The organism is Brachybacterium sp. AOP42-C2-15, from assembly GCF_052377065.1.
Lineage (GTDB): Bacteria > Actinomycetota > Actinomycetes > Actinomycetales > Dermabacteraceae > Brachybacterium.
The window spans coordinates 157,790-183,848 of the sequence record NZ_JBQSWK010000002.1; the positions used below are offsets into that span (position 1 = coordinate 157,790).

At 69.7% G+C, this 26,059-nt stretch carries 27 protein-coding genes; 7 read left to right on the forward strand and 20 right to left on the reverse strand.

From position 1 onward, the window contains the following. Nucleotides 1-8: 8 nt before the first annotated feature. Entirely contained in the window at nt 9-410 is a 402-nt protein-coding gene (locus ACT3SQ_RS01930) for a DUF3817 domain-containing protein (RefSeq protein WP_441443349.1), read from the reverse strand. Between the two features lie 3 nt (nt 411-413). Further along, on the reverse strand, nt 414-1,313 hold the full coding sequence (locus tag ACT3SQ_RS01935; RefSeq protein ID WP_441443350.1) for an SURF1 family protein: 900 nt from the start codon (nt 1,311-1,313) through the stop codon (nt 414-416). A gap of 201 nt (nt 1,314-1,514) precedes the next feature. Between ACT3SQ_RS01935 and pta the strand changes: the two genes are divergently transcribed. Continuing rightward, nucleotides 1,515-3,611: a phosphate acetyltransferase gene (gene pta / locus ACT3SQ_RS01940; RefSeq protein ID WP_441443351.1), complete on the forward strand. Its 2,097-nt coding sequence runs from the start codon at nt 1,515-1,517 to the stop codon at nt 3,609-3,611. A 35-nt stretch (nt 3,612-3,646) separates the two neighbouring features. After that, the gene (locus ACT3SQ_RS01945; RefSeq protein ID WP_441443352.1) at nt 3,647-4,870 is read left to right on the forward strand and encodes an acetate/propionate family kinase; all 1,224 of its coding nucleotides are present in this window, start codon (nt 3,647-3,649) and stop codon (nt 4,868-4,870) included. Nucleotides 4,871-4,908: 38 nt separating this feature from the next. Here ACT3SQ_RS01945 and ACT3SQ_RS01950 read toward each other — a convergent pair whose 3' ends face one another. Next, the gene (locus ACT3SQ_RS01950) at nt 4,909-5,691 is read right to left on the reverse strand and encodes a hypothetical protein (protein ID WP_441443353.1); all 783 of its coding nucleotides are present in this window, start codon (nt 5,689-5,691) and stop codon (nt 4,909-4,911) included. Nucleotides 5,692-5,805: 114 nt separating this feature from the next. Between ACT3SQ_RS01950 and ACT3SQ_RS01955 the strand changes: the two genes are divergently transcribed. Then, nucleotides 5,806-6,258, forward strand: a complete 453-nt coding sequence (locus tag ACT3SQ_RS01955; RefSeq protein WP_441443354.1) for a hypothetical protein — start codon at nt 5,806-5,808, stop codon at nt 6,256-6,258. 17 nt (nt 6,259-6,275) lie between these two features. On the opposite strand, the gene ACT3SQ_RS01960 is transcribed toward ACT3SQ_RS01955, so the two are convergent. The 3 genes from ACT3SQ_RS01960 to ACT3SQ_RS01970 are packed head-to-tail and all read right to left on the reverse strand — an operon-like array spanning nt 6,276 to nt 8,792. After that, nucleotides 6,276-6,806, reverse strand: coding sequence for a hypothetical protein (locus tag ACT3SQ_RS01960; protein ID WP_441443355.1), 531 nt, complete (start codon nt 6,804-6,806; stop codon nt 6,276-6,278). Next, nucleotides 6,803-7,657, reverse strand: a complete 855-nt coding sequence (locus ACT3SQ_RS01965) for a hypothetical protein (RefSeq protein ID WP_441443356.1) — start codon at nt 7,655-7,657, stop codon at nt 6,803-6,805. The genes ACT3SQ_RS01960 and ACT3SQ_RS01965 overlap by 4 nt, the downstream gene beginning before the upstream one ends. Nucleotides 7,658-7,682: 25 nt before the next feature. Continuing rightward, nucleotides 7,683-8,792 (reverse strand): GuaB3 family IMP dehydrogenase-related protein, encoded by a 1,110-nt coding sequence (locus ACT3SQ_RS01970; RefSeq protein WP_441443357.1) that lies wholly within the window; start codon nt 8,790-8,792, stop codon nt 7,683-7,685. A gap of 79 nt (nt 8,793-8,871) precedes the next feature. On the opposite strand from ACT3SQ_RS01970, the gene ACT3SQ_RS01975 reads away from it, so the two are divergent. Then, nucleotides 8,872-9,483, forward strand: coding sequence for a hypothetical protein (locus tag ACT3SQ_RS01975; protein WP_441443358.1), 612 nt, complete (start codon nt 8,872-8,874; stop codon nt 9,481-9,483). Nucleotides 9,484-9,530: 47 nt separating this feature from the next. Here the strand turns inward: ACT3SQ_RS01975 and ACT3SQ_RS01980 are convergent, their stop codons facing one another. Then, on the reverse strand, nt 9,531-10,247 hold the full coding sequence (locus ACT3SQ_RS01980) for an exonuclease domain-containing protein (protein ID WP_441443359.1): 717 nt from the start codon (nt 10,245-10,247) through the stop codon (nt 9,531-9,533). Nucleotides 10,248-10,495: 248 nt separating this feature from the next. Between ACT3SQ_RS01980 and ACT3SQ_RS01985 the strand changes: the two genes are divergently transcribed. Further along, nucleotides 10,496-10,930: a VOC family protein gene (locus ACT3SQ_RS01985; protein ID WP_441443360.1), complete on the forward strand. Its 435-nt coding sequence runs from the start codon at nt 10,496-10,498 to the stop codon at nt 10,928-10,930. An 87-nt stretch (nt 10,931-11,017) separates the two neighbouring features. Here the strand turns inward: ACT3SQ_RS01985 and ACT3SQ_RS01990 are convergent, their stop codons facing one another. Then, the gene (locus ACT3SQ_RS01990) at nt 11,018-11,425 is read right to left on the reverse strand and encodes a hypothetical protein (RefSeq protein ID WP_444591929.1); all 408 of its coding nucleotides are present in this window, start codon (nt 11,423-11,425) and stop codon (nt 11,018-11,020) included. 83 nt (nt 11,426-11,508) lie between these two features. Further along, nucleotides 11,509-13,008, reverse strand: a complete 1,500-nt coding sequence (guaB, locus tag ACT3SQ_RS01995) for an IMP dehydrogenase (protein ID WP_444600774.1) — start codon at nt 13,006-13,008, stop codon at nt 11,509-11,511. 310 nt (nt 13,009-13,318) lie between these two features. On the opposite strand from guaB, the gene ACT3SQ_RS02000 reads away from it, so the two are divergent. Beyond that, nucleotides 13,319-14,977: an inorganic phosphate transporter gene (locus tag ACT3SQ_RS02000; RefSeq protein ID WP_441443496.1), complete on the forward strand. Its 1,659-nt coding sequence runs from the start codon at nt 13,319-13,321 to the stop codon at nt 14,975-14,977. A gap of 7 nt (nt 14,978-14,984) precedes the next feature. Here the strand turns inward: ACT3SQ_RS02000 and ACT3SQ_RS02005 are convergent, their stop codons facing one another. The 6 genes from ACT3SQ_RS02005 to ACT3SQ_RS02030 all read right to left on the reverse strand — a co-directional run bounded on the left by ACT3SQ_RS02005 (nt 14,985) and on the right by ACT3SQ_RS02030 (nt 21,468). Beyond that, entirely contained in the window at nt 14,985-15,761 is a 777-nt protein-coding gene (locus ACT3SQ_RS02005) for a hypothetical protein (RefSeq protein WP_441443363.1), read from the reverse strand. Continuing rightward, nucleotides 15,758-16,675 carry a pseudouridine synthase gene (locus ACT3SQ_RS02010; protein WP_441443364.1) on the reverse strand — a complete coding sequence of 306 codons (918 nt, stop codon included), beginning with the start codon at nt 16,673-16,675 and terminating at the stop codon, nt 15,758-15,760. Before ACT3SQ_RS02010 ends, ACT3SQ_RS02005 begins: the two co-directional genes overlap by 4 nt. A 203-nt stretch (nt 16,676-16,878) precedes the next feature. Continuing rightward, nucleotides 16,879-17,580, reverse strand: a complete 702-nt coding sequence (locus ACT3SQ_RS02015) for a hypothetical protein (RefSeq protein ID WP_441443365.1) — start codon at nt 17,578-17,580, stop codon at nt 16,879-16,881. A gap of 313 nt (nt 17,581-17,893) precedes the next feature. Continuing rightward, nucleotides 17,894-19,480 (reverse strand): chaperonin GroEL, encoded by a 1,587-nt coding sequence (groL, locus tag ACT3SQ_RS02020; RefSeq protein ID WP_441443366.1) that lies wholly within the window; start codon nt 19,478-19,480, stop codon nt 17,894-17,896. 14 nt (nt 19,481-19,494) lie between these two features. After that, a complete protein-coding gene (gene groES, locus ACT3SQ_RS02025; protein WP_441443367.1) occupies nt 19,495-19,791 on the reverse strand; it encodes a co-chaperone GroES in 297 nt (98 codons plus the stop codon). A gap of 219 nt (nt 19,792-20,010) precedes the next feature. Beyond that, nucleotides 20,011-21,468, reverse strand: coding sequence for a hypothetical protein (locus ACT3SQ_RS02030; protein WP_441443368.1), 1,458 nt, complete (start codon nt 21,466-21,468; stop codon nt 20,011-20,013). A gap of 218 nt (nt 21,469-21,686) precedes the next feature. Here ACT3SQ_RS02030 and ACT3SQ_RS02035 point away from each other — a divergent pair, with 218 nt between their 5' ends. After that, the gene (locus ACT3SQ_RS02035) at nt 21,687-21,860 is read left to right on the forward strand and encodes a hypothetical protein (RefSeq protein WP_444501755.1); all 174 of its coding nucleotides are present in this window, start codon (nt 21,687-21,689) and stop codon (nt 21,858-21,860) included. A gap of 168 nt (nt 21,861-22,028) precedes the next feature. Here ACT3SQ_RS02035 and ACT3SQ_RS02040 read toward each other — a convergent pair whose 3' ends face one another. The 5 genes from ACT3SQ_RS02040 to ACT3SQ_RS02060 form a co-directional block, all read right to left on the reverse strand. Continuing rightward, nucleotides 22,029-22,883, reverse strand: coding sequence for a metallophosphoesterase family protein (locus tag ACT3SQ_RS02040; RefSeq protein ID WP_441443370.1), 855 nt, complete (start codon nt 22,881-22,883; stop codon nt 22,029-22,031). Nucleotides 22,884-22,987: 104 nt separating this feature from the next. Continuing rightward, the gene (locus ACT3SQ_RS02045) at nt 22,988-23,425 is read right to left on the reverse strand and encodes a molybdenum cofactor biosynthesis protein MoaE (RefSeq protein WP_441443497.1); all 438 of its coding nucleotides are present in this window, start codon (nt 23,423-23,425) and stop codon (nt 22,988-22,990) included. A 200-nt stretch (nt 23,426-23,625) separates the two neighbouring features. Further along, on the reverse strand, nt 23,626-24,177 hold the full coding sequence (locus ACT3SQ_RS02050) for a MogA/MoaB family molybdenum cofactor biosynthesis protein (RefSeq protein WP_441443371.1): 552 nt from the start codon (nt 24,175-24,177) through the stop codon (nt 23,626-23,628). After that, nucleotides 24,177-24,755: a cyclic pyranopterin monophosphate synthase MoaC gene (moaC, locus tag ACT3SQ_RS02055; protein WP_441443372.1), complete on the reverse strand. Its 579-nt coding sequence runs from the start codon at nt 24,753-24,755 to the stop codon at nt 24,177-24,179. Before moaC ends, ACT3SQ_RS02050 begins: the two co-directional genes overlap by 1 nt. Beyond that, complete coding sequence (locus tag ACT3SQ_RS02060) at nt 24,752-26,035, reverse strand: molybdopterin molybdotransferase MoeA (protein WP_441443373.1); 1,284 nt, start codon at nt 26,033-26,035, stop codon at nt 24,752-24,754. Before ACT3SQ_RS02060 ends, moaC begins: the two co-directional genes overlap by 4 nt. Nucleotides 26,036-26,059 lie beyond the last annotated feature (24 nt).

Sequence of the window (26,059 nt, forward strand, 5' to 3'; positions counted from 1 at the left end):
GCGGCAGGTCAGGGCCGCTCGAGGTCGGACAGGGTGGGGCGGCGCGCGAGGTCGGACTCGACCTTCTGGTGGGTCCAGCGCTCACCGAAGAAGGACAGCACCGGGATGATGCCGAAGAACATCAGCAGCAGCATCCGCGGCATGCCCCAGCGCATCTTCATCCACAGGTCGAAGCCGAGGACCACGTAGATCATGTAGATCAGGCCATGGATCGGGGACCACACGGAGGAGACCTGGTCCCAGAACGGAGAGACCGAGGTGAAGAGGCCGTCGCCGCCGTAGACCCCGTAGCGCATCGACATGATCGCGACCAGCACCAGCAGGGCGATGCCCTCCACGATGGAGGCCACGCGGAAGCGGGCGAAGGAGGTCCTGGCGGCGACTTCGTCGAGGGGGCGGGGAGCGGGCACGGGTCACACGTCCTTGTCAGGGGTCGGGGTGGGGGTCGGGATGGGGGCCGGGGTGGGGGTCGGGGTGGTCGTCGAGCCGACGGCCGAAGCGGAGGAGAGCTCGGGGGTCGAGCGCTCGATCGAGGCGTTCTCGGCGAGGATCTGCTCCATGGCCTCACGGCGATCTGCGATCTCGTCGAGATGGGCGGCTCTCACCGAGCGCCACCACAGGTAGAGGAAGAAGACACCGAACATGACCCACTGGAGTGAGTAGCCCAGGTTCTGCCAGTCCAGGCCGCGGGAGAACTCGGACTCTGCGGCAGGGACGGGGCGCAGTCCTCCCGCAGGTTCATCGAGCGAGACGTAGCCGGCGAACATCGGCGAGCCCCATTCGTTGACCAGCAGCGGGGTCGCGATCTCACTGGCCACTCCGTCGACCACTCCACCGGAGGCGGCTTCGCTGGCTTCGAGCCGGCCAGAGATCTCGACCTCGCCCTGCGGGGCTGCGGGAGCGAGCGACGGATCGATCTGGCCATCCTCAGCGGTGAGCTCCGCGGCGGGGATCCAGCCGCGCAGCACCGGGAGCCGCCCCTGGCTGCCGTCCTCGAGCTCGATGAGCAGCGAGGTGACCACGAGCACCGCCTCGGTACCGCCGATGTTCCGGCCCGGGACGATCACCTGCTCCCCCGGCGCATAGGTGCCGACAGCGGTGACGGTGTCTCCCACGATCGAGTTGGTGACTGCTTCGCCCACCCCGACCACGCCGCGGATGTCACCGAGCTGCTCGGAGCCGGCGGCCTTATCGGTGATCGCCTGATGCGCGCGGTCCCATTGCCAGGTCGCCAGCAGACCGCACACCACGGTCGCCACCACCATCAGGGCGAGCAGCCCCAGGAAGCGGGGGCGGAGGGCGACACGGAGCATGAGGTCCATGGTACGAGCCGCCGCCCGGACGGACCCTGGGCAGCGACGCCTCTCACACCGCGTCGTGCAGGGCGCCCTCCCCCGCCCGTCTGCGGACTTCGCGCCCCACCCGTCTGCGGACTTCCAGGTCCGTGCCCTTACCCCGTGCCCGGGCCCGGAACAGGTACCACCAGTCCCGCACTCTGCGGAGGTGCCGCGCCTATGCTGGGGAGCGTGTCCCAGAGTGTCTATATCGCCAGCCCGGAGGGGATGACCGGCAAGTCGATGGTGGCTTTCGGTCTTCTAGAAGCCCTCGCCTCCCGTTCCGACCGCGTCGGGGTGTTCCGTCCCGTCGTCAAGGCCGACCGCACGCGCGACTACGCCGTCGACCTCCTCACCAGCCATCCCGCCGTCGAGCAGAGCTATGAGGATGCGATCGGGGTGGATCACCAACTGGTGATCTCCGATCCCGATCTCGCGCATGAGCGGATCCTCGCCCGCCACCGCGAGCTCGCCGAGCGCTTCTCGGTGCTGGTGGTCCTCGGCTCCGACTATGACGACCTCGCCAATCCCACCGAGCTCGCCTTCAACGCCGAGGTCGCCGCCAATATGGGCGCGCCCGTGGTGGTCGTGCTGTCCGGGCTGGACCGCAGCCCTGACCAGATCGCGGCGCTGGCGGCGGTGTCCGTCAGCGAGTTCGGCGGCCATCACGCGCTGCCGATCGCCGTGGTCGTCAACCGCGCGGAGGTCGATTCCCTGGATGCGATCCATCAGGCGGTCACGGCGAAGGTCCCAGACGCCCTGGTCGCAGCGATCCCGGAGAACCCGGTGATCATGGCCGTCACGGTGCAGGAGCTGAAGGATGCCATCAACGGCACCCTCCTGCAGGGCAATCCGGAGTGGCTGGACCGCGTCGCGATCGGCACCGTGATCGCAGCGATGAGCCTTCCGAACGTGCTCTCCCGCCTCACCGAGAACTGCACCGTGATCGCTCCCGGCGACCGCTACGACCTTCTCCCGGGCCTAGTGATGGCGCAGCAGTCCGGCACCTTCCCGGCCCTCTCCTCGATCGTGCTGACCGGTGGCTATGACGTCCCCGAGGAGGTGGGACGGCTGATCTCCGGCGTGCAGCAGGACCTCCCGATCATCGCCACCGACCTGTCCACCTTCGACACTGCGGTGGCGGTCGCGAAGTCGCGCGGCAGGCTCGACGTCCACAGCCCGCAGAAGATGGATGCGGCACGTCGCGCGGTCGCCGAACACCTGCCGATCCCCGAGCTGCTCAACTCCCTCGAGGTGACCAGGAGCGAGGTCGTCACCCCGATGATGTTCGAGTTCGAGCTGCTCGCCCGCGCCCGCGGGGAGAAGAAGACGATCGTGCTTCCCGAGGGTGATGAGCCCAGGATCATCGCCGCCGCCGAGGCGCTGCTCGCCCGGGGCGTCGCCGACCTGATCCTGCTGGGCGATGAGAACACGATCCGCGCGAAGTCCGCGCAGCTCGGCCATGACATCTCCGAGGCCCGGATCGTCTCCCCTCACGACCATGAGCACGTCGAGAGGTACGCCGCGGAGTACGCGCGACTGCGCGCCAAGAAGGGCGTCACCCTGGAGCAGGCTCGCGAGAAGGTCCAGGACGTCTCCTACTTCGGCACCATGATGGTGCAGATGGGTGAGGCCGACGGGATGGTCTCCGGCGCCGCCCATTCCACGGCCCACACCATCCGGCCCTCCTTCGAGATCATCAAGACCAAGCCCGGGGCGAAGATCGTCTCCTCGGTGTTCCTGATGGCGCTCGAGGACCGTGTGCTCGTCTACGGCGACTGCGCTGTGAACCCCGACCCCACTGCGGAGCAGCTGGCGGATATCGCCGTGCAGTCCGCCGCGACCGCCGAGCAGTTCGGGGTGGAGCCGCGGATCGCGATGCTCTCCTACTCCACCGGCACCTCGGGCACCGGCGCCGATGTCGACAAGGTGCGCGAGGCCACCACCCTGGTGCGCGACAGCAACCCGGAGCTCGATGTCGAGGGACCGATCCAGTACGACGCGGCCGTCGATGCCTCTGTCGCCAAGACCAAGCTCCCGGATTCCTCGGTGGCGGGGCGGGCGACGGTGTTCGTTTTCCCCGACCTCAACACCGGCAACAACACCTACAAGGCGGTGCAGCGCTCCGCCGGGGCGATCGCGATCGGCCCGGTCCTGCAGGGCCTGAACAAGCCGGTCAACGACCTCTCCCGCGGGGCACTGGTGGACGACATCATCAACACCGTCGTGATCACCGCGATCCAGGCGCAGGCCGACTCCGCCGCCCCCGTGCACTGACCTCCCACCCTCCAGCGATCAGGAGCTCCTCTGCCATGGCAGCACCCACGGACCCACGCGTCCTCGTCATCAATTCCGGCTCGTCGTCCCTGAAGTTCCAGCTGCTGTCCCCCGCCGACGGCACGGTCGATGCGACCGGCATCGTCGAGCGGGTCGGGCAGGAGCAGGGCAATGCGACGATCACCGCGGGCGAGCGGGAATCCACCTTCGAGGGACCCGTGCCGGACCACAAGCAGGCGATGAAGATCGTCCAGCACCTCTTCGAGGACGTGGGTCTGTCGCTCTCCGATGACCGGATCCGCGCCGTCGGCCACCGGGTGGTCCAGGGCGGTGCCCGCTACTCCGAGCCGGTCCTGATCGACGAGCACGTGCGCTGGGACATCCACGATCTCGGGAAGCTCGCACCCTTGCACAACTACGCGGCTGTCGACGGGATCGACGGGGCCCAGGCCCTGCTGCCGGAGGTGCCGCACGTGGCCGTCTTCGACACCGCGTTCTTCACCGCGCTGCCCGCCGCGGCGGCGAACTACGCGCTGAACCGTGAGCTGGCCACGCAGTACCGGGTGCGGCGCTATGGCGCGCACGGGACCAGCCACCAGTACGTCGCCGAGACCGTCGCCTCCGATCTGGCCGCGCAGGGGCATGACGTCTCTGAGCTGCGTCAGGTCGTGCTGCACCTGGGCAACGGCGCCTCGGCCTCCGCGGTGCGGGGCGGCGCGGCGGTGGAGACCTCTATGGGGCTCACCCCGCTCGAGGGCCTGGTGATGGGGACCCGCACCGGTGATATCGATCCGTCGATCTACATCCACCTGCATCGTCAGGCCGGGCTCAGCGCGGAGGAGATCGACGACATCCTCAACAAGCGCTCCGGGATGATGGGCATGTGCGGGATGAGCGACTTCCGTGACATCACGGCGGCGGTCGACGCGGGCGACGAGGCCGCGACCCTCGCGATGGACGTGTACGTGCATCGCCTGCGCAAGTACCTCGGCTCGTACTCCTTCGTGCTGGGCGGGCTCGATATCATCGCCTTCACCGCCGGGATCGGCGAGAACGTGCCGATGGTCCGCGAACGGCTGCTCACCGGGCTCGAGAGCTTCGGCATCGAGCTGGATCTCGAGGCGAACGCTGCCCGCAGCAAGGAGATGCGCGTGATCTCGACACCGAACTCGAAGGTCACAGTGATGATCGTGCCGACCGACGAGGAGCTGTCGATCGCACGTCAGTCGGCAGAGGTGGCGCGCGCCCTGCAGGGCTGAACCCCGGGTTCGCGCGGCGGTTCCACGCGACAACCGCGTCAGGAGCGCTGGCCCTCCTCGGGCCCCGGCTCCTGCGCGTCCTCGTCCGGGTCCGTCTCCGGCTCCTCCCGCTGCGGGTCTACCTGCTTCGCGCCGCCCAGGATCGACGTCCCGCTGGTGTACAGCGAGGTCGGGGTGTAGCCGGTGTAGACCGAGGTCGGGGTGTAGACGGAGGCGGAGTACGCCGGCGTGAACGGCTCCGCGGCGCGGCGTGGCTCAGCGACGTCGGACCCGACGGGCTCGGCGCTGAGGGGTTCGGCACTGAAAGGCTCGACACCGAAAGACTCGGCAGCGAAAGACTCGGCCTCTGCAGGCTCGATCCCTGCAGGCCCGACCCCGTCCGGCTCGATCCCCGCGCGCCCGGTTTCGGAGCGACCGGTCTCGACCTCCGCGTCCGTTCCCCGGTCCGGAGCGCTATCGGGCTCATGCGAGGCGTTCGGCTCCGTCCGTGACATCTCGGTCATCACCGGCACGTCGTCGGGCGCTGACGCAGAGCCATCCGTGGGAGCCGCCAGCGTGTCGTCATCGTCGTACTCGAGGCCCGCGTACCGGATCGTGGGCGGCGCCTGGCGGTCCTGCGACAGTCGCAGCGCCTCGTCGAGGCTCTTGGGCTGCGGTGCCTGCGGGCGCGGACGCATCCGGGGGCGCGACGACGTCCTCGCGTCATCCCCGCCTCCCCACAGCGACGATCCCGACGAGTCGTCCTTGCCTCGCTGCTTCATGGCGAACTGCACCACGAAGATCACGCCGATCACGATGATGAACAGGAACTCCATGGCCATGCCCCTTCCCCGGGTACCCCTGCAGACCGCCATTGTGCCAGGCGCCGCCATCGCCGCAGCCACTCCCTCAGAGGCCCGCGCCTCACGTATCTTGATCGCGAGCGGCCACGGATCATGAGCGGCTACGTCGCGGCCCTCGTCGCCGTCGGCGTTGCCCCGCTGACCGCCGCGCCCGTATCCTTCGGCGCGACGACGGGCACGATCCAGGCATCGTCGTCATTCCGCTATTACGTGTACGTCCCGTCCTTTGATGCAGCCTCCTCCGCCGCCTGCACCGTCACCGGTGGGGACGGAGTGACCTGGACGGCGGAGCAGATCGACCTGCCGGCGAAGATCGTCGACACCGAGTACACCCAGATCGGCACCGTCTCCGTCACCGCAGATCAGCAGGTCACGCTGAGCTGCACAGGAGTCGCCGACGTCGCCGTGGCGGCTCTGGGGATGCGGGGAACGGTGCTCGCATTCAGCATCCTGCTCGTGAGCGCGCTGGCCCTGCTGGGCGGGGGCATCGTCGCTCGAAGACGGTCCCGCGGCCCGGAAAGGTCCTCGCGCCACGAGTGGTTCTGACCTCACCCGCGCCGCAGTCAGCTGAACGGTCGCTCGGCCCTTCGCTGCGCCGCCTCGAGGCAGGCGATCGCCCAGCTCTGGTGGTCATGGATCAGCTCGTCACGCCATGGGATGTCGAGCGCCTCGGCCAGCTCCCAACGATGTTCGGTCCCCATCTGCCGAAAGCTCATGGCCGGGATCTCGAGCTGATCGTCCCCGACACCCCGCTGCTCCTCCCGCGCGGAGGGCGAGGAGGTCTTCGCAGGGTCGTCACCGGGAGGGGTTGCGGAAGGCCGCCGGGTACCGCCGGTCAGCGATCTCAGCACGACCGGAACCCAGATGAGGATCAGCAGCACCAGGGCCAGTGGGAGCACCCCGGTGGAGGGGGCGAGCATCCAGGGCAGCAGGAACTCCAGCTGTGACCAGCTCAGGCTCCACGGCGACATCGGCCAGTAGATCACCAGGGCAATCACGACCGCGGCCAGGAGCGTCACCGGGATATCGCGGGCCCGGTGCCCGCGACGGCGCGGGCCTCCCCGCTGCTGGTCCTGCTCAGAGGGAAGCGTCATCCCTGCCCCTCCTCATCGAGATCCTCTTCTGCGTCTCCGTCCCACGTCGACGAGCGGTACAGCGTGGTGGGGGTGTACACGGAGCCGGGGCTGCTCGAAGACTCCTCGGCCGACGGTCGTTCCGCAGTGCCGGCAGCGGAGGCGACCGCAGTGTCAGAGGTGTCTGCAGCCACGAAAGCCGCGACAGTCGTGTCAGCAGGTTCAACGGCGGTATCCGGACTGGAGGCTCCGACCCTCGCGTCCTCGGCGCGGTGAACGCCGACCGGGCCGGTGCCCAGTGCACGCAGCACCTCGAGGAACGCGCGCGCTCCTCCGCTGGTCTCGTAGTCGGTGCGCCACGGGATCCTGGCCGCGCGAGCCATCGCGCGCAGGTCCGAGACGCTGCGCTCGATCATCACGGCATCGGGATCCTCCGGATCCTGGATGCTGCCGTCATCGGAGAAGGTGAGGGAGGTGCTCCGCTCGGTGATGCTGACGCGGGCTGCCCCCGCGTCGCTGCGGGGCCCCGCATCGCGATGGTGCTCACCGGACGCTCCTGCGGTCCCGCCGCGCCGGCGCTCCCGTGCCGCGCCCCAGGGCAGCAGCATGAGGATCATGCCGAGCACGACGGTGGTGGAGAGGAAGAACCAGTTCCACAGCAGGTCGGAGAGGATGCGCGGACCTCTGCCGTCCAGCAGCATCAGCAATCGGTGTCTGATCGCCTCCCCCGGCGTTCCGGTGTACGGGTAGAACGGTCCGAACAGGAGCAGCAGGCAGATGCCCGTGGCGAGCGCACCACAGAGGAGGACGGCCCACGGAGGGAGACCGCGGCGCGCCCCGGCATCGCGACGTCTGCCCGTGCTCTCGCTCATCGCAGCATCGCTGCCGCCGCCTGACTCACGCGGTGGTCACGACCTCGACCCGCTGGAACTCTTTGAGCTCGAGGTAGCCCGTGGTGGCCATGGCGTGGCGCAGGGCGCCCACGAGGTTCGTGCTGCCGTCGGCGGCGGTCGAGGGACCGAAGAGGATCTGTTCGAGCGGGGCTGCGGTGCCCACCGGGACCCGGTGCCCGCGGGTGAGCGTCGGGTGATGCGCCTCGCTGCCCCAGTGGTGGCCGCGTCCCGGAGCCTCCTCGGCGCGCGCGAGCGCGGCACCGACCATCAGCCCGTCGGCGCCGCAGGCGATCGCCTTGACCAGGTCGCCGGAACGTCCCAGGCCGCCGTCGGCGATCACGTGCACATACCGGCCACCGGACTCATCCATGTAGTCCCGGCGGGCTGCGGCGACGTCGGCCACCGCGCTCGCGAGCGGCACCGTGATGCCGAGGGTCTCCTGGGTGGTCTGGGACGCGCCGCCGCCGAACCCGACCAGCACTCCGGCCGCGCCCGTGCGCATGAGATGCAGGGCTGCCGTGTACGTGGCGCAACCGCCCACGATCACCGGGACGTCGAGCTCGTAGATGAAGCGCTTGAGGTTCAGCGGCTCACGATCGGAGGAGACGTGCTCCGCAGAGACGGTGGTGCCGCGGATGAAGAAGATGTCCACGCCCGCATCGACGACGGTCTTCCAGTGCTCCTGGGTGCGCTGCGGCGACAGCGCGCCGGCGGCGGTCACTCCCGCGTCGCGCAGCTGCTGGATGCGGTCCCGGATCAGCTCGGGCTTGACGGGCTCGGAGTAGACCGAGCGCATCTCCGCGACGACGTCCTCGTCCGCGGCGGTGGCGATGCGGTCGAACTGCGCGGTGGGGTCCTCGTAGCGGGTCCACAGACCCTCGAGGTCGAGCACGCCCAGACCGCCGAGCCTGCCCAGCTCGATCGCGGTCTCGGGGGACATCAAGGAGTCCATGGGGGCGGCGAAGATGGGGATGTCGAAGTGGTAGGCATCCACCTGCCAGGACGTGGAGACGTCCTCCGGGTCACGGGTTCGACGGGACGGGACCACCGCCACGTCGTCGAAGCTGTAGCTGCGGCGTCCCCGCTTGTTGCGGCCGATCTCGATCTCGCTCATCACATCGGGGAGTCTACCGTCGGGACGCACCACCGCTGTCCTCAGGGCGCGCGGGCGGGTCGCGGGCTACCGTGGCCGGATGAGCTCCGAGCACCGTCCCGGCCTCGATCCCGAGCACGGGGATGCCGGATCCCCTCCCTCTTTCCCACGGCTGGATGCCGAGGGAATGCTCGCCCGGTCCGATGCGGCGGATGCCGACGACTCCGCCCGGCGCGACAAGGGACCGTCGCTGCTGCTGCCGGGCCTGGTCACGCTGCTCGGTCTCGCTCTTCTCTCCCAGCAGCTGGTGGAGCTGATCCGGATGGCTCCTGCCGAGGGGCAGGTGAGGCCGATGAACGGCCCGGTGCTGGCCGCCGCTCTCGCCCTGGTCGGCTTCTCTCTGACCCGTCTGCTGCAGCTGCTGGGCTTCATCACCGTCCGACGCCGCCGCGAAGCGGCGGGTGGGACGCTGCGCGAAGTGCCCTGGCAGCTGGAGGATGCGCACTCGCTGCACGCGGTGTGGGTGATCGGGGTGGGAGCATCGATCGCGCTGATGGGACTGCTCGGACTGTGGTCCCTGCTGGACGGCCGCCCCTCAGGTCTCGAACCCGGGTGGCCGCTGCTGCTCGCCGGCGGCGCGGTCGCTCTCGTCGGCCGCGTGGCCTGGCTGCGCACCACCGCCGGCTGGGCGGAATCCGCCGAGGAGTCATGACCATGACGCTTCGGCGCTGAAGATGTCGAGGCCGTCGAGTCCCGCTGTCAGAGGGGCCAGACGGTGTTGACGTCCGGGGTCTTGCCCTTCTTGGTCAGCCATTCGTTCATGCCCTCCGCCCAGCGGCGGTGCCAGCCCATCTGCTCCCGGTGCAGCTCCTCGAGCGAGGAGGCGCCGAGCTTCGGGTACTTGCCCGTGAGGGCCCGCAGCACGTCCAGGGTGGCGGAGACGTCGACGTCGGCCGTGTGGAGGCGGCCGTCCTGCTCGAGCCCGTAGAGCGCGAGCACGTCGGTGAGCGTGCGCTTGCCCTTGCGGTAGCGGTCCACGCCGCGATCCAGGACGAGCGCATCGAGCACCGGGGCGATGTCATGCCCGAGTCGCTGGCTGAGCGTGGGCAGGCCCAGACGGGTCAGCTCGTTCTCGAGGATCGCGAGGTCGAAGCTGATGTTGAAGGCGACCAGCGGCACGTCCCGGCGCAGCGCGTCGGCGATCATCTCGGCGACCTCGTCGAGCGCCTCCGCGGCCTTCATGCCATGGGCGCGAGCGTGCTCGGTGCTGATCCCGTGCACCCGCTGCGCGGGCTCGGGAATGTCCATCTCAGGATCGATCAGCCAGGTCGCGACGGTCTCGTTCTCCCGGCCCGGACCCACGGAGTGCACCAGGGCGACGGTGACGATCCTGTCGGTCGCCACATTCGTGCCGGTGGTCTCGGTGTCGAAACCCAGCAGGGGTCGGTCCGTCCAGGTCAGGGTGCTCGCGCTCATGCACACAGCCTAGGCATCGGCGCAGACATCCGTTAACCACGGCTGTGGATGACTTCACCTTGGGGAGGGACGGTGAGTGCCGCACGAGGACGGCGGAGACCGCAAGGCGATGGTCGGGACGGCACGGCGATGGCGGGGCCCGCTCGGCGACGGCCCGCAGCACGATGGACCGCAGCGCGCCCAGGCGTCTACCCTCGTCCCCACAGCGATCCCGGACCCGATCCGGTCGCGTGACCGAGGGGACCCTCATGCCCGCACCGGCTCTGTACCTCCACCTGCCCGGCACCGCGCAGGGCGCACTGGACTTCTACCACGCGGTCTTCGGCGGCGAGATCGAGGTGCACACCTTCGCGCAGTTCGAACGCACGGACGGTCCGGCTGCGTCGATCGCCCACGGTGTGCTGCGCGGGCCGGTGGACCTGTATGTCTCCGATACCGGAGAGCAGGACCGGCCGTTCCACGCCGAAGGGCTGATGGTCGCGCTGCTCGGCCATGCCGAGCCGACCACCCTGCGCACCTGGTTCGCCGCCCTCGCCGAGGGCGGGGAGGTCGTCGATCCGCTCCAGCGCCGTCCTTGGGGAGCCTCCGACGGGCAGGTCCGGGACCGCTTCGGGGTGCTGTGGCTGATCGGCTATGAGCACGCGAGCGATCCGTCGGCCCAGGCGGCGACCACCCAGGAGTGAGTCGGCGCCGAACGCCGGCGCAGGCCAGCACAGACCAGCACACCAGCTCACCAGCTCACCAGCTCACCAGCTCACCAGCTCACCAGCTCAGAGCAGCACGATCCCCGCTCCCATGGCCGCGAGCAGAACGGCGAGGGTGAGGACCGGTGCGAGGACCGCGAGGACGATCGCAGAGATCGCCCGCGCCCGTCCGCTCCCGGCGCGGAGGCCGAGCACGGCCAGCACGACCCCGGCGAGCCCCGCGACGGTCCAGATCAGCAGAGAGGCGAAGCCCACGAGGACCGCGACCTGATACCAGAGGGGCGTGTCGGTGAAGTAGTAGCCGGACGCCGCTTCCATGGGCGCCACCGAGGCCCCGACCGCACCCATCGCAACGATGCCTCCGATCAGGGCGAGGAGCGAGAGCCCGAGCGCCCAGGATGACGCCCGGGCCGATTTCTCGGGAGCGTCGGAGGACGGTACAGCGGGGAATGCGGGGATGTTGTACGAGGTCATGCCCACAATCCTAGGAACCGTCCCCCGCGCTCTGCCACGGTGACCTCCTCCGGCCGCGCAGGGGGATACCCCCCTGCCCCGGCTCAGCGTGAGCTGTAGTTCGGCGCCTCGATGATCGCGGCCATGTCGTGCGGGTGGGATTCCTTGAGCCCGGCGGCGGTGATGCGCACGAACTGGCCGCGCTCCTTGAGCTCGGGCACGGTGTTCGCGCCGACGTAGAACATCGACTGGTGCAGGCCGCCGGTGAGCTGGTGCACGACGGAGCCGAGCTGGCCCTTGTAGGAGACCCGACCCTCGATGCCCTCGGGCACGATCTTGTCGTCGCTGGGGACGTCGGCCTGGAAGTAGCGATCCTTGGAGAAGGACTTCTTGCCGCGCGAGGACATCGCGCCCAGCGAACCCATGCCGCGGTAGGCCTTGTACTGCTTGCCGCCCACCAGCACCACTTCGCCCGGGGACTCCTCGGTGCCGGCCAGCAGCGAGCCGACCATCACGGTGTCCGCGCCGGCGACCAGGGCCTTGGCGATGTCTCCGGAGTACTGCAGGCCGCCGTCGCCGATCAGCGGGACGCCGGCGGGGCCGCAGGCCTTGGAGGCCTCATAGATCGCCGTGACCTGCGGGACGCCGACACCGGCGACGACGCGGGTGGTGCAGATGGAGCCCGGGCCCACGCCGACCTTGACCGCGTCGGCACCGGCGTCGACCAGAGCCTGTGCCCCGGCGCGGGTGGCGACGTTGCCGCCGATCACCTGGACGTCGGCGAAGTACGGGTCGTTCTTGATGGTGCGGATCATCTCCAGCGCCAGGCGGGCGTGTCCGTTGGCGGTGTCGACGACGAGGACGTCCACCCCGGCCTCGCGCAGCGCACCGGCGCGCTCGAGGGAGTCACCGAAGAAGCCCACGCCCGCGCCGACCAGGAGCCGGCCCTGGCGGTCCTTGGAAGCGTCGGGGAACTGCTCGGACTTCACGAAGTCCTTCACGGTGATCAGGCCCGTGAGACGGCCGTCGGCATCGACCAGAGGCAGCCGCTCGCGCTTGTTCTTGCGCAGCATGGCGGTGGCCTGCTCCGGGGTGACGTCCTCGGGCGCGGTGAAGAGCTCGGTGGTCATGACGTCGCCGACCTTGGTGGCGGCCCACTCGGCGACGGGGATGAAGCGCAGGTCGCGGTTGGTGCAGATGCCCAGCAGGCGCAGGTCCGCATCCACCACGGGCAGGCCGGAGACCCGGAACTGCCCGCACACCGCGTCGAAGTCCTCGAGGGTGGCGTCGGGGCCGATGGTGACCGGGTTGGTGATGCGGCCGGTCTGGGTGCGCTTGACCAGATCCACCTGATGGGCCTGGTCCTCGATGGAGAGGTTGCGGTGGAGGATGCCGATGCCGCCGTGGCGGGCCATCGCGATCGCCATCCGGGACTCGGTGACGGTGTCCATCGCCGCACTCGCCAAGGGGATCTTCAGGGAGATCTCCCGCGTGAGGCGACTGGAGGTGTCCGCCTCCGAGGGGATCACATCCGTCTCCCCCGGGAGAAGCAGAACGTCGTCGTAGGTGAGTCCGATGAAACCGAAGGGATCCGCGCTCGTCATGCCCCGATGGTAGCGGCGCGGGCGCCCGTCGCGCTGTCTCGCCCACCACAGGCAGGACCAACATCTCGCTCCTTGACCTGCGCCGATGTTGGCGGTGGGCGGGATCACGCAGGCAGGAGCAGGAGCGAGCGATCGATCACCTCCCGAGGTCCCGGCTCTGTGATCTCGGGCGAGCTGGTCTCGTGATGTTCGACGGATGTTCACCCCGGAGCCCTTGACGGCCTACAGTGGCGGCGGCCCTGTCGGGGAGTCCGAGCGCCAGCACGTGCGCGGCCCCTCCCCCATCCTCCTCATCCCCGGGAACTCGACGATGCCTGGCACGCCCGCTCAGAAGACCACTGATGCCCCTCCCTCCACGGGCTTCCTCGGCCCCGACCGCAACTGGCACCTCGGCGCCGGTCTGATGACGGCGGCGACCGTTGTCGCCTTCACCATCTGGGCATTCGCCCACACCGGCACCGGGACCAACGCCTTCCTGCTGATCCTGGCGGTCGCCTTCGGACTGTTCATGGCGTTCAACATCGGCGGCAACGACGTCGCCAACTCCTTCGGCACCAGCGTCGGGGCGGGCACGCTCACGATGAAGCAGGCGCTCGTGGTCGCCGCCGTCTTCGAGGTCTCCGGCGCGGTCCTCGCGGGCGGCTCGGTCACCGAGACCGTGCGCAGCGGCATCGTCGACATCAGCGCCATGCACATGGACCCGCTGTCCTTCGCCTTCATCATGATGGCCGCCCTGCTGGGCGCGGCCGTGTGGCTGCTGCTCGCCACCAGGATGGGCTGGCCGGTCTCGACCACCCACGCGATCATCGGCGGCATCGTGGGCGCCGCCGTCACCACCGGCATCGTCACCGGCACCGGCGGCTTCGAGATGGTGCAGTGGAGCGAGATCGGGAAGATCGCCATCTCCTGGATCCTCTCGCCGCTGCTCGGCGGCGTGTCTGCGTACCTGTTGTTCGGAGCGATCAAGCGCCACATCCTGGCGCCCGCCGCGCGAGCCATCGCCCTGGGATCACGCGGGTTCGACGACGCCGAGGACGACGACGACGAGGACGACGACGACGAGGACGACGAGGACTCGGAGGACGGTCCCAGCCGCCACGTGCCCGGCTACGAGCGAGTCTCCGAACTCCAGCAGAGCGCCTTCGCCGAGTCCGCAGCGTTGGATCTCACCCCCGGCGGGCCGGGCGCGGAGCTCGCTGAGCACGCCTCGCATCTGTCCAAGAAGGAGCGCAAGGCGGCCCGCAAGGTCGAGCGACGCGCTGCCTACCACGCACTGGAGAAGCGGGTCCCCCCACTCGCAGCGGCTGCCGCTGTGCTGCTCGCGGCGATGCTCGTGTTCAAGGGTCTGAAGAACGTGGGCCTGGACATCTCGGCCGGCAGCGGGGTGCTGCTGCTCGTGATGCTCGCCCTGGGCGTCTGGATGGCCACGACCGTCTTCGCCCGCGCTCTGAAGAAGCAGTCGATCTCGCGGGCGACCTTCATCATGTTCAGCTGGATGCAGGTCTTCACCGCGTGCGCCTTCGCCTTCAGCCACGGCGCCAACGACATCGCCAACGCCATCGGCCCCTTCGTGGCCGTCCTCGACGTGCTGCGCACCGGGGTGATCTCGCAGGAGGCCGCGGTCCCCACAGCGGCGCTGATCGCCTTCGGCATCGCCCTGGTCTCCGGGCTCTGGTTCGTGGGACGCAAGGTGATCCACACCGTAGGCACCGGGCTCACCGCGATGCACCCCTCCTCAGGATTCGCCGCCGAGCTCGCCGCAGCCACCGTGGTGCTCTTGGCCTCGGTGCTGGGCTTGCCTGTCTCCTCCACGCACATCCTGATCGGCGCCGTGCTCGGCGTCGGGATGGTGAACCACGCGGCCAACTGGAAGCTGATGCGGCCGATCTTCCTGGCCTGGATCATCACCCTTCCGGCCGCCGCCGGCATCGGCGCCGTGGTGGTCCTGCTCCTGCGCGCGATCTTCTGAGCGAGGCTCAGGGCCTCGGGTCCGCGTCGCGGGCCTGCTCCTTGCCGCCGAGCACCCGGCGCACCCGATCGAACTCGGCCTGGAATGCGGCATCGTCGTGCTCGTATTCCTCGCGCCAGGGCATGCCGAGGCGGTCCGCGAGCTCGCGGTGAGAGCGGGCCCGACGTACCCGACGGTTCTCCCGCACCAGCTCGGCCCTGGGCGGGGCGGGCCGCAGGCCGGCCGCCGCCTGCAGGACGCGCAGACCGTCGAACGAGGCGGCGTCCCAGCCCACTTCGGGGATCACCCACTGCTGCACGGGCTGACCTACTCCGCCCGGTGTGCGGATCCCGATCAGGGCCATTCCGCCGCGTTCCGCCTCCCCCACCGCATGATCGACCTGTGAGACCGGTGCCCGCTGGATGATGCGCAGGCCCTTGCGCAGGGCGACGCTCCCCTGGTCCTCGTCCAGCAGCACCACACGCTGCGTCAGCAGCAGCGGCACCAGTGCCCACAGCGCGAACAGCACCCACAGCATCGCGGCGCCGAGCAGCAGCTGCACCCAGGCAGGGGCGAGGAGCTGTTCGAGCAGGCCATCCTGCCCGTCGCGCAGCCGGGAGTAGCGCCATTGCTGGATCCCGGCCCCCGCGAAGGGACTCAGCAGCAGCGAGACCAGCGGCAGGCCGATGAGGGCACCCGGCGTATAGCGTGCCCGCACAGTCGGACCGACGATCACTGCACCTGCCCGGGTGCGCCGCGGTGAAGGATCCGGATCGGCGGGCTCGGGGAAGCGGGGGACGGTCACTGCCCCAGGGTACGAGACCCCGCCGGAAGCACCTGGGAGCTGTGGAAGTCCCGCTGCGCGCCGGTGAACGGATCGAGGAAGCGGAGGCGGCGCGCCAGCAGCTGCAAGGGCAGCTGCTCAGGCCAGACCTGTGAGGACGGCTGAGGCCTCTGGGCTGGCCAGTAGAGGTCCTCCCCAAGGATCGGTGCACCGCGCGAGGCGAGCTGGATGCGCAGCTGATGGGTGCGTCCGGTGCGCGGCCGCAGGAGCACCCTCAGCACTCCGTCGGCCTCCCCTGTCTCTGCGCCGAGCACCTCGACGTCGCTCTCAGCATTGATCTCACCAGGCAGAACCTGCGCGGTCAGCTCGCCGCGTCGCTTGACCAGATGATCCTGCAGCCGGCAGCTCTCCCCGGGCAGGATCGGCAGGGACGACGAGATCGAGGGAAGGATCCGCGCTTCGTACTCCTTGTCCACCTCCGTGCGGGCGAACAGCTGCTGATATCCGGCGCGTTCCTCAGGGCGGATCCCGAAGGCGAGCACCCCGGCCGTGCGCCGGTCCAGCCGGTGAAGCGGAACCAGCGTCTCGATACCGGTCTGGCGGCGCAGCCTCACCAGCGCACTGGCCAGGATGTGCGCGCCGCGGGGCATGGTGGCCATGTCGTGGGGTTTGTCGAGGACCAGCAGGTGCGCATCCTGGTGCAGGATCTTCACCTCGATCGGGGGGACCTGCTCGGGGCGCAGCTCGCGATGGAACCACAGCTCGTCCCCGGGGCTGAGGGCGTCCTGCGGACCCCATGCCCTGCCCTCGGAGTCGACGATCTCTCCGGCGGCGAACCGAGCGGGAAGCGGGGTAGCCTCCGGATCGCCGAGCGCCGGGAATCGTCTGCTGAGCGCCTCGAGAGCGGGACCAGCTGAGGTCCCGTCCTGTGGCACCCGCCAGCGCACGGCGTCCAGGCCCTCGCGCTGCGGGAGCGGAGGCGGGCGTCGACGGGCGCGCCTCCGTGCCGCGCGCCCGGGCCGGACAGCAGCCTCAGCCGGCGCTCCAGTACTGAGGTCGTGGCCGGAGCCGGATCCGGCGTCGGCTCCGGAGCCGGTTCCAGAACTGGCTCCCGGGCCTGGCCCTTCGGAGACTGCGTTCACAGCCCCCACACGATGAAGGTCAGCACGTTGTGGCCGATGTAGAACAGCAGCAGCGCCAGGAGCAGCGGGTTGGGATGGCGATCCACGAAGGTCATCGCCTGCGGCGCCTGGCGTATCAGCTCAGCGGGGGTGATGGCGTCGATGTGCACGATGTCCACTCCAGCCTCCCGCGCACGGTGGAGCGTCATCGCCTGGGCCCGCTGACCGAACAAGCGGCTTGTGACCGCAAGGATCCGGCGCCCCTGCGGATCCAGGATGTAGACACCGTCGTAGGCGGTCTCGGGCGCATCGAGCGCTTCCGCTGCGCTCGCACCGCGATCGATGTCACGCGCCGCGATGACCTGCCCGACCTCGTCCCAGCTGGTCTTCCGCGTACGCCGGAACAGGCTCCGCAGCTCGAAGCCGTCCTCATCGATCTGCAGCCAGGAGGTGATCACCCGCAGCACCGCCACGGTCACCGTCACGGCGATCAGCACCCAGATCAGCAGCGGCAGGGTGAACACGAGATCGTGCATCAGCTCAGGGTGGTTCCAGAGCCTCTGGCCGACGAAGCTGATGATGACCAGGAACTCGAGCACCACCAGGAACACGAAGCCCACCACGAGGGAACCGATCACCACAGAGGCGGGGGGCCCGTAGGTGCGGGTGGGGAGGTCTCCATCCTGCGCCGGGATCGCGACATCCGGTGTACTGATCACCACTTCTCCTCCGACCGTCGCCCTGGTTGTGATTCAGCCCATCTTACGTCCAGGAGACATGGTTCAGACGCGGCTCGCCACACCTCGGACGCGCCGCAGTCCCCGTACCTCACCAGCAACGATGACCCATCCCAACATTCACATGCGGGGGCGGTCGCCGCGATGGAGGTCGTCCGCTCACGGCCGATGTCACGCGGCCCGGCATGCAGAACGGGCCCGGCATGCAGAACGGGCGGGTGGCCCGGGTCTCCCCGGATCACCCGCCCGTTCGGTGCGAGCTGATCAGCTGATCAGTCGATGCTCTGTCGAGCGGTCACTCGTCCTCGTCGTCGCGCTTGTCGATGATGAGGGTTTCGGTGGTCAGCACCATGGCCGCGATCGAGGCGGCGTTCCGCAGGGCGGAGCGCGTGACCTTGACGGGGTCGATGATGCCGGCTGCCACCAGGTCGACGTACTCGCCGGTCGCGGCGTTCAGGCCGGTGCCGAGAGCGGCCTCCCGGACCTTCTCGACCACGACGTAGCCCTCGAGGCCGGCGTTCTCGGCGATCCAGCGCAGCGGCTCGACGACGGCGCGGGCGACGGCGCGCACGCCGACAGCCTCATCGCCCTCGAGGCCGAGGCCGTCCTCAAGGATGGAGGACGCCTGGACGATGGCGCTTCCGCCACCGGAGACGATGCCCTCCTCGATCGCAGCGCGGGTCGCGGAGACCGCGTCCTCGATGCGCATCTTCTTCTCCTTGAGCTCCACCTCGGTGTGAGCCCCGACCTTGATCACGGCGACACCGCCAGCCAGCTTCGCGAGACGCTCCTGGAGCTTCTCACGATCCCAGTCGGAGTCGGTGTTCTCGATCTCGGCGCGGATCTGCGCGACCCGATCGGCGACGGCCTGGTCATCGCCAGCGCCGCCCACGATGGTGGTCGAATCCTTGGTGACGACGATGCGGCCGGCCTGGCCGAGCACCTCGGTGCCGACGGTCTTGAGATCCAGACCGAGGTCAGAGGTGACCACCTGGGCGCCGGTGAGCACCGCGATGTCCTGCAGCATCGCCTTGCGGCGATCGCCGAACGCGGGAGCCTTGACCGCTGCACCCTTGAAGGTGCCACGGATCTTGTTGACGACCAGCGTGGACAGGGCCTCGCCGTCGACGTCCTCCGCGATGATGAACAGCGGCTTGCCACCCTCGACGACCTTCTCCAGCAGCGGCAGGATGTCCGCCACGGCCGAGATCTTGCCCTGGTGCAGCAGCACCTGGGCGTCCTCGAGGACGGTCTCCTGGCGGTCTGCGTCGGTGACGAAGTGCGGGGAGATGTAGCCCTTGTCGAACTGCATGCCCTCGGTGAAGTCGAGCTCCATCGCCGTGGTGGAGGACTCCTCCACGGTGATGACGCCGTCCTTGCCGACCTTGTCGAACGCCTCGGCGAGCAGGTCGCCGATCTCGGTGTCCTGGCTCGAGACGGAGGCGACGGAGGCGATCTGGGCCTTCCCGTCGACCGGCGTGGCGATCTCGCCGAGCTTCTCGGAGAGCGCCTCGACGGCCTTCTCGATGCCGCGCTTCAGCGCTGCCGGGGCAGCGCCGGAGGTGACGTTGCGCAGACCTTCGTGCACGATGGCCTGGGCGAGGACGGTGGCGGTGGTGGTGCCGTCGCCGGCCACGTCGTTGGTCTTGGTCGCGACCTCCTTGGTGAGCTGAGCGCCGAGGTTCTCGTAGGGATCCTCGAGCTCGATCTCACGGGCGATGGTCACGCCGTCGTTCGTGATGGTGGGTGCGCCCCACTTCTTGTCGAGGACGACGTTGCGGCCGCGGGGGCCGAGCGTCACCTTGACGGTGTTGGCGAGCTTGTCGACGCCACGCTCGAGGGCGCGCCGGGCGTCCTCGTTGTAGATAATCTCCTTGGCCATAAAGCTCAGTCCGCTCAGTTCTCGATGATTGCGAGGATGTCGCGGGCGCCGAGGACGAGGAACTCCTCGCCGCCGTACTTCAGCTCGGTGCCGCCGTACTTGGAGAAGACGACCTTGTCGCCGACCTTGACGTCCATCGGGACGCGCTGACCGTTATCGTCGAAGCGGCCGGCGCCGATGGCGACGACCTCGCCCTCCTGGGGCTTCTCCTTCGCGGTGTCCGGGATGACCAGGCCGGAGGCGGTGGTCTGCTCCGCCTCGAGCGGCTTGACGACGACGCGATCCTCGAGGGGCTTGATGGAGACCGACATGCGGCTCACTCCTTCATGAAGAGATGACTCTGCTTGAGTTCTGGGTGGTGGGGATCCGTTCCCGATCGTCGTCGCGGTGCCGACCGGGGGAAGATCCCTCTGCGGCAGTCTCTGGCACTCTCGGCCGTCGACTGCCAACGAGCCCCACTGTAGAACCCTCGCTGGCACTCATGCAAGACGAGTGCTAGAACGATGTCGTCCCGCGGCCCGGTTTCGGCTCTATCCCAGCTTCGGCCGCAGGGTCCTTGCCCGCGCCTCACCCCGGACCGAGCCGGCGATTCCGCCGAGGATCGTGGCCGCCGCAGGCAGGGCCAGCGCCCACACGGCCCACCACCCGACGTCCAGCTTCTCGTTCCGCCATGGGCCGAAGGCGTCCCACGGGAAGGTGTCCTTCGGATCGATCAGGAGTGCCACCAGGAACGGCAGGAAGAACAGCAGGCTGGAGATCACCGAGCCGAAGCGCGCTGCCGTCACCCGAGTCCGGCGAGCGGGCGTGGCGTCGGCGACGGTGCGCATCCCCGGCTGCACCAGTTCGGACTGATCGATCGGGGCGAGCCATCCGGTCCAGTACGACAGCGGCAGGACGGCGATCAGCACCAGCACCGTCGGCCCCGGCCAGAGCGGCGGGAGCTCCGCGGACCGACCGAGGATTCCCGGCAGGTCGACCCCACCGGCTCCGAGGAACCACAGCAGGAGCCAGCCGAGGACCACCAGGCTCAGCGCCCACAGGATCGCCGTGGACCCCATCAGCGCCCGTCGCGCGCCGGGACGCGCATCCCGCTCATCGATCTCTCGGAAGAACGTCGAGTGGGCCCGTCGCCAGCGGCGCTGGTAGTCCTGATGGCGGGCCACCTCCGCGTCCTCGACGGGATCAGGCCGCTCCCCCGGAGGAACCCAGTCTTGCCGGAGCAGCTTGAGCCCCTTGGTGATCGCAGCGGTCAGCACGACCCGGGAGGAGAGCACGCGCAGGGGCAGCAGGCGATCGAGGGTCTCGCGCGGGATCGACCGGATCACTCCGACCAGGCGCCCCATCTCGCCGAGGCCCGGTGCGCGAGGTCTGGTCTCGAGCTCCGAGGCGGCGAAGAGGCCCTCCCCCTCGTGCGTTTCGAGACTCTTCGCCAGGGCCGCATATCCCTCAGCAGCAGCCGTGTCGAGATCGGAACGGGCGAGGACTTCACGCAGCGCCACGATCCAGGAGCGGGCGGCACGATGGTCGATGCCGATCAGCTCGGTGCGGATCCTGAGGGTCCGCAGCCGACCCAGCGTCTCCTCGAGGAGGTCGAGCACGACAGTGCCCGCCTCGCGGGCCCAGCGCACGGCGTGCGGGGCCGGCAGGATGGCACTGAGCTCCTCCTCGGTGAATTCCCGGGACTCGAAGCGGCTCATCGCGTCCTCGAGGCGTTCCAGGTCCCGATCGGTCTCGATGCCTTCGAGGCGCGGGATCACGTATCCGGCCTTCCCGAAGACCTCCCGGGCCTCGTCGAGGGTCGCCTGGACCACGGCGAGCCGGCGCACGCTCGAGCGACGCACTCCCAGGGCGAGGAGCAGCTGTCCGAGCGCCACCCAGAGGAAGGTCTCGTCCAGGAGCGCGCGGACCCAGCGGGGCAGCCGTCCGCCGCCGCCGGGCCCCCGCTCCGAGAGCCGAGCCAGGAACCGCTCCAGCAGCCAGTCGCGCATGGGTGGGGCCCTCTCCTGTCAGCGGGTCATGTCGGCGGGTCGTGTCGGCAGGACGAGCACCAGGTCACACACTTTTTGTGAGGCTGGCAACTTGTGCGGTCGGAGTGAATGCGGAGCCGCCCGGCCGCGCGTTATAACAGAAGTATCGATGACGTCGAGGCACCTGCGATCCAGGGCCCGGCCGATCACCTCACTCCGAACCGAAGGGGACCCCGATCATGACTTTCCTCCGCTCTCTCAGCTCCGCACTGAGCCGACTCTCCGAACGCATGCAGGGACAGGACGTCGAGCGCCACAACGCCGTGCCGAACAACCGCCTCGGCGGGGACTACGCCGCAGTGGCACGCGCTCGCTCCAGCCAGGGCATCAGCCCTCTCGGCATGGGTCGCTGACGCCACCCGAGCATCTTCACGAAGCCCCTGCAGAACTCGTCTGCAGGGGCTTTTTCGTGTCCGGATGCTGGTTCATCCCCGGGGCCGATGCTGACTCCGCTCCCGGGTCAGGTCGGGTCCGTCCGGATGCTCCGCCTCAGCGCCCTGCAGCCTCAGCGCCCTGTAGCCTCAGCGCCCTGCAGCCTCCACGATCTGCGCGACCTGCTCGGGACTGAAGCGGTAGACGGGGACCTCGGCGTCTTCTGCGGTATCCCCCAGGTTCGGGAACACAGAGCTGAACACCCGCGGCGCACCCTGGCCGAGCTCGACCACGCTCGCGCCGGACAGCGCCAGCGCCTTCTCGCTGGCAGCTGCGGTGACGGGGTCCACCACATTGGTGATCCCCGGGGCAACGTGGACCGGGATCCCGGCGATCGCCCCGTTCATCTCGTGGTGGTAGTGGCCGGAGAGCACGATGCGCACGTCCGTCCCCTCGAGCACGGCGGCGAGCTCGTCGAGCCCGTCGAGGTCCAGTCCGCGCAGCAGGGTGGTCGCTCCCACGAGCGGGGGATGATGGATCGCGAGCACCGTCCCGGCGGCGACGGGCTCGGCCAGCACGTCCCGCAGCCACTGGAGCTGTGCCGGCTCGAGGTGTCCGTAGCCGGCCCCGGGGACGCTCGAATCCAGCACCACCACGCGGCCGCCCCCGCCCACCTGCACCACCCGGTCCTGGCGGGAGGCGAGGTGCTGACCGGGGTCGATCTCCTCGCTGTAGACGCTGGAGACGTCATGGTTGCCCATCACGACGACCAGCGGCGCCCCGAGCGACGCCGCGAAAGGATCGAGGATCTCGTGCAGCAGGCGGTAGCTCTCCGCGGTGCCGTCCTCGGAGGCGTCCCCGGTGTGGACCACCACATCGATGTCGCGCAAGCCCTCGAGGCGGGTCAGCACGCCGGCCAGGGCGGCGGTGGTGTCGATGCGGTCGTAATGGCGGGCCGACGGATCGCCGTAGAGATGGGTGTCGGTCAGGTGCAGGATGCGCATGGGAGCACCGTAGCCATCGCGGGTGTCCGGCAGGTGAAGCCCGCGAAGTGCGCCGACGGGCGCCTCCTGCTGGCCGAACTCAGCCCAGGGCCTGCTGGCCGGACTCAGCCCAGCGCGCCGACCCATTCGCTCTCGCCGTCGTCGAAGACCTGGTGCTTCCAGATCGGGACCCGCTGCTTGACGGTGTCGACCAGCTCGTCGCAGGCGACAAAGGCCTGCTTGCGATGCGGTGCGGCGACGGCGCAGACGAGCGCGGAGTCGCCGATCTCGAGCGGACCGAACCGGTGGGCGACGGCGATGAGAATATCGGGATAACGCTCTGCGATCTCCCGGGCGACCTGGGCGATCACCTCCCCGGCGGTGGGATGGGCGGAGTACTCCAAGCGCTCGACGCCCCGCCCGCCGTCGTGGTCGCGCACCACTCCATCGAAGGTGACCACGGCGCCGCAGCGTGGATCGGTCACCGCCTGGATCATCTGAGCCACCGTGATCTCGTCCCGGCGGACCTCGGCGAGCCGGGCCCGTTCTGCGCCGTCGCCCATCGCGGGATCCCCAGCGATGCGGAGCTGCTCCGCCGCAATGCCGGAAGGCGCGGCGCCGAAGGGCGCAGTGCCAAAGGGTGTGGTGCCGGAGGGTGCGGCTCCGGAGGATGCAGTGCCGAAGGGCGTGGTGCCACGGGTCGGGTCCGCGGTGGTTCCGGTAGGTCCAGTGCTTCCAGTGGTCCCGGTAGGTCCAGTGCCGTTCATGCGTGGTCGCCTCCGTCGCGCTGTTCCAGCAGATGGTCGAGTATCGGGTCGAGCACCTCGATTCCGTCGCGCACTCCCCCGCGGGAACCGGGAAGGTTCACCACGAAGCTGCGCCCGGCCATGCCGGCCAGTCCGCGGCTGAGCAGCGCGGTCGGGATCTTCCGGGCTCCGAGCCGGCGCACCGCCTCGAGGATGCCGGGCATCTCGCGCTCGATCAGCGGGGCGGTCTGCTCGGGGGTGACGTCGGTAGGGCTGATGCCGGTGCCGCCGGAGGTGACGACGATGTCGATCCCCTCCGCGATCGCCTCGGCGAGGGCGGCTCCGACCTCGGGTCCGTCGCTGACGATGCGCGCTTGGACCTGCTGGAGGCCTCGCTCGCTGAGCCATTGCACCAGCAGCGGGCCGGTGCGGTCCTCATAGGTGCCGTCGGCTGCCCGGGTGGACGCGATGATCACCCGGGCGCTGCCCTTCAGCAGCGGCGCGGGCGCCGAATCCTCGCGCACGGTGCAGTCCTCATCGGTGCGACGGGCCGGGATGTGCTTCACCATCAGCGGTCCGCCCCCGGTCCCGCAGGCAGCCCCGGGCGTCCTGCCGTCCCGTCCTGCCCCGCGGGTTCCGGGCGCGCCGCCGACTCACGCGTCCAGTCACCGCTCTTGCCGCCGGACTTCGCGAGCACCTGGATGCCCTCGATGGTCGCGAGATGGTCCACGGCCTTGATCATGTCGTAGACGGTCAGCGCGGCCACCGTGGCAGCGGTCAGCGCCTCCATCTCGACCCCGGTGACGCCCTTGGTGCGCACCCGCGCGGTGATCTCCACCCGGTCCTCGCGAGGCACCAGGTCCAGCTCCACTCCGGACAGCGGCAGCGGATGGCACAGCGGGATCAGCTCCGGGGTGCGCTTGGCGCCCATGATCCCGGCGATCCGAGCCGTGGCCAGGGCCTCGCCCTTGGGCAGGTTCCCCTCGGCGATGCGGGCGACCACGTCGGGCCGAGTGCGCAGCACGGCTCGGGCGCTCGCCTCTCGGGAGGTGACAGCCTTGTCGGTCACGTCGACCATGTGGGCGGAGCCGTCCGCACGCACATGGGACAGGTCACCGGTGGTGCCGTCGGCAGCGACGTCGTTCATGAGTCTCCTCCAGGGATCAGCAGGGTCTCGAGCTGGTCGCCGTCACGCACGGTCTTGGTACCGCGCGGGACCAGCACCAACGCATCAGCAGCCGCATAGCCGCCGATCAGGTGGGAGGAGGCACCGCCCACCAGGCGCACCCGGCCCGAAGGCAGCACCCGGGCCCGACGGTACTGATCCACCGCAGGCGGCGAGGACTCCTCGGCCTCGAGCTGCACCGCCAGCTGCAGCCGACGACGAGCGGGTGCGCCGAGGGCCGGCCGGGCGATCAGCTCGCAGCTCAGCAGCGCGGAGACGGGATTGCCGGGGAAGGCCAGCCAGGGGACCCGGCGCCCGTCCACGTCCAGGAAGCCGATGCCCTGGGGGCCGCCCGGCTGCAGGGCGACCTTCGGGAAGGCGAGGGTGACGCCGTCGCGCCCGGCCGCGTGGCGGACCACCTCGAAGGCGCCCATGCTCACCCCGCCGCTGGTGACCACGAGATCGATGTTCAGTGCCCGGATCTCCCGGCGCAGATGCGTGAGCAGGGCGTCGGCATCGTCGGGCACCGCACCGACGTGCACCACCTCGGCTCCCGCGTCGGTGAGGGCGGCTGCCAGCCCGGGACCGTTGGCGTCGAAGACGCCGCCGGGGGCGGGCGCTCCGCTGTTCCGGGGGTCCCGGGACTGCACCTCGGTGCCGGTCGAGAGCACCATCGTGCGCAGCGGGACGTCGACCTCGACGTCCCCCACCCCGCAGGCGGCGAGGTGGGCGATCCGGGCCGGGGTGAGCAGGCGGCCCTCGCGCAGCACGGTGTCCCCGCGGCGGGTGTCGGAGCCGCGACGGCGCACGAACCGGCCGGTCATGATGGAGGAGGGGGTGAGCGTGATCGTCGCGGCCGGGTTCTGAGCAGGCACACTCTCGGCAGCTGCGAAGCGCCCCTCGGCGCTCTCCTCGACGGGGATCACCAGCTCCGCGCCCGCCGGGATGGGTGCACCGGTCATGATCGCTCGCGCGGTGCCGGGTGCGAGCACGGCGGGCTCGTCCCCAGCGGCGATCGTCGGCCCCAGCGGGAGCGTCACGCGCACGCCAGGCCCCTCGAGGTCACCCGCTGCAAGGGCGAAGCCATCCATCTGAGAATTGTCGTGACCGGGGACGTCCACCAGCGCACGTCGCTCCGAGACGGCGACCCGCCCCACCGCGCGGCCGTCCAGAGGGATCACCTCGGTGGTGCGGATGCTGCCGAGCAGGGCGACGGCATCGGCCACATGATCGGCCAGGGGGATCCGTTGGGCACCGGACATCTGCACTCGCTCCCGTCTGCACGT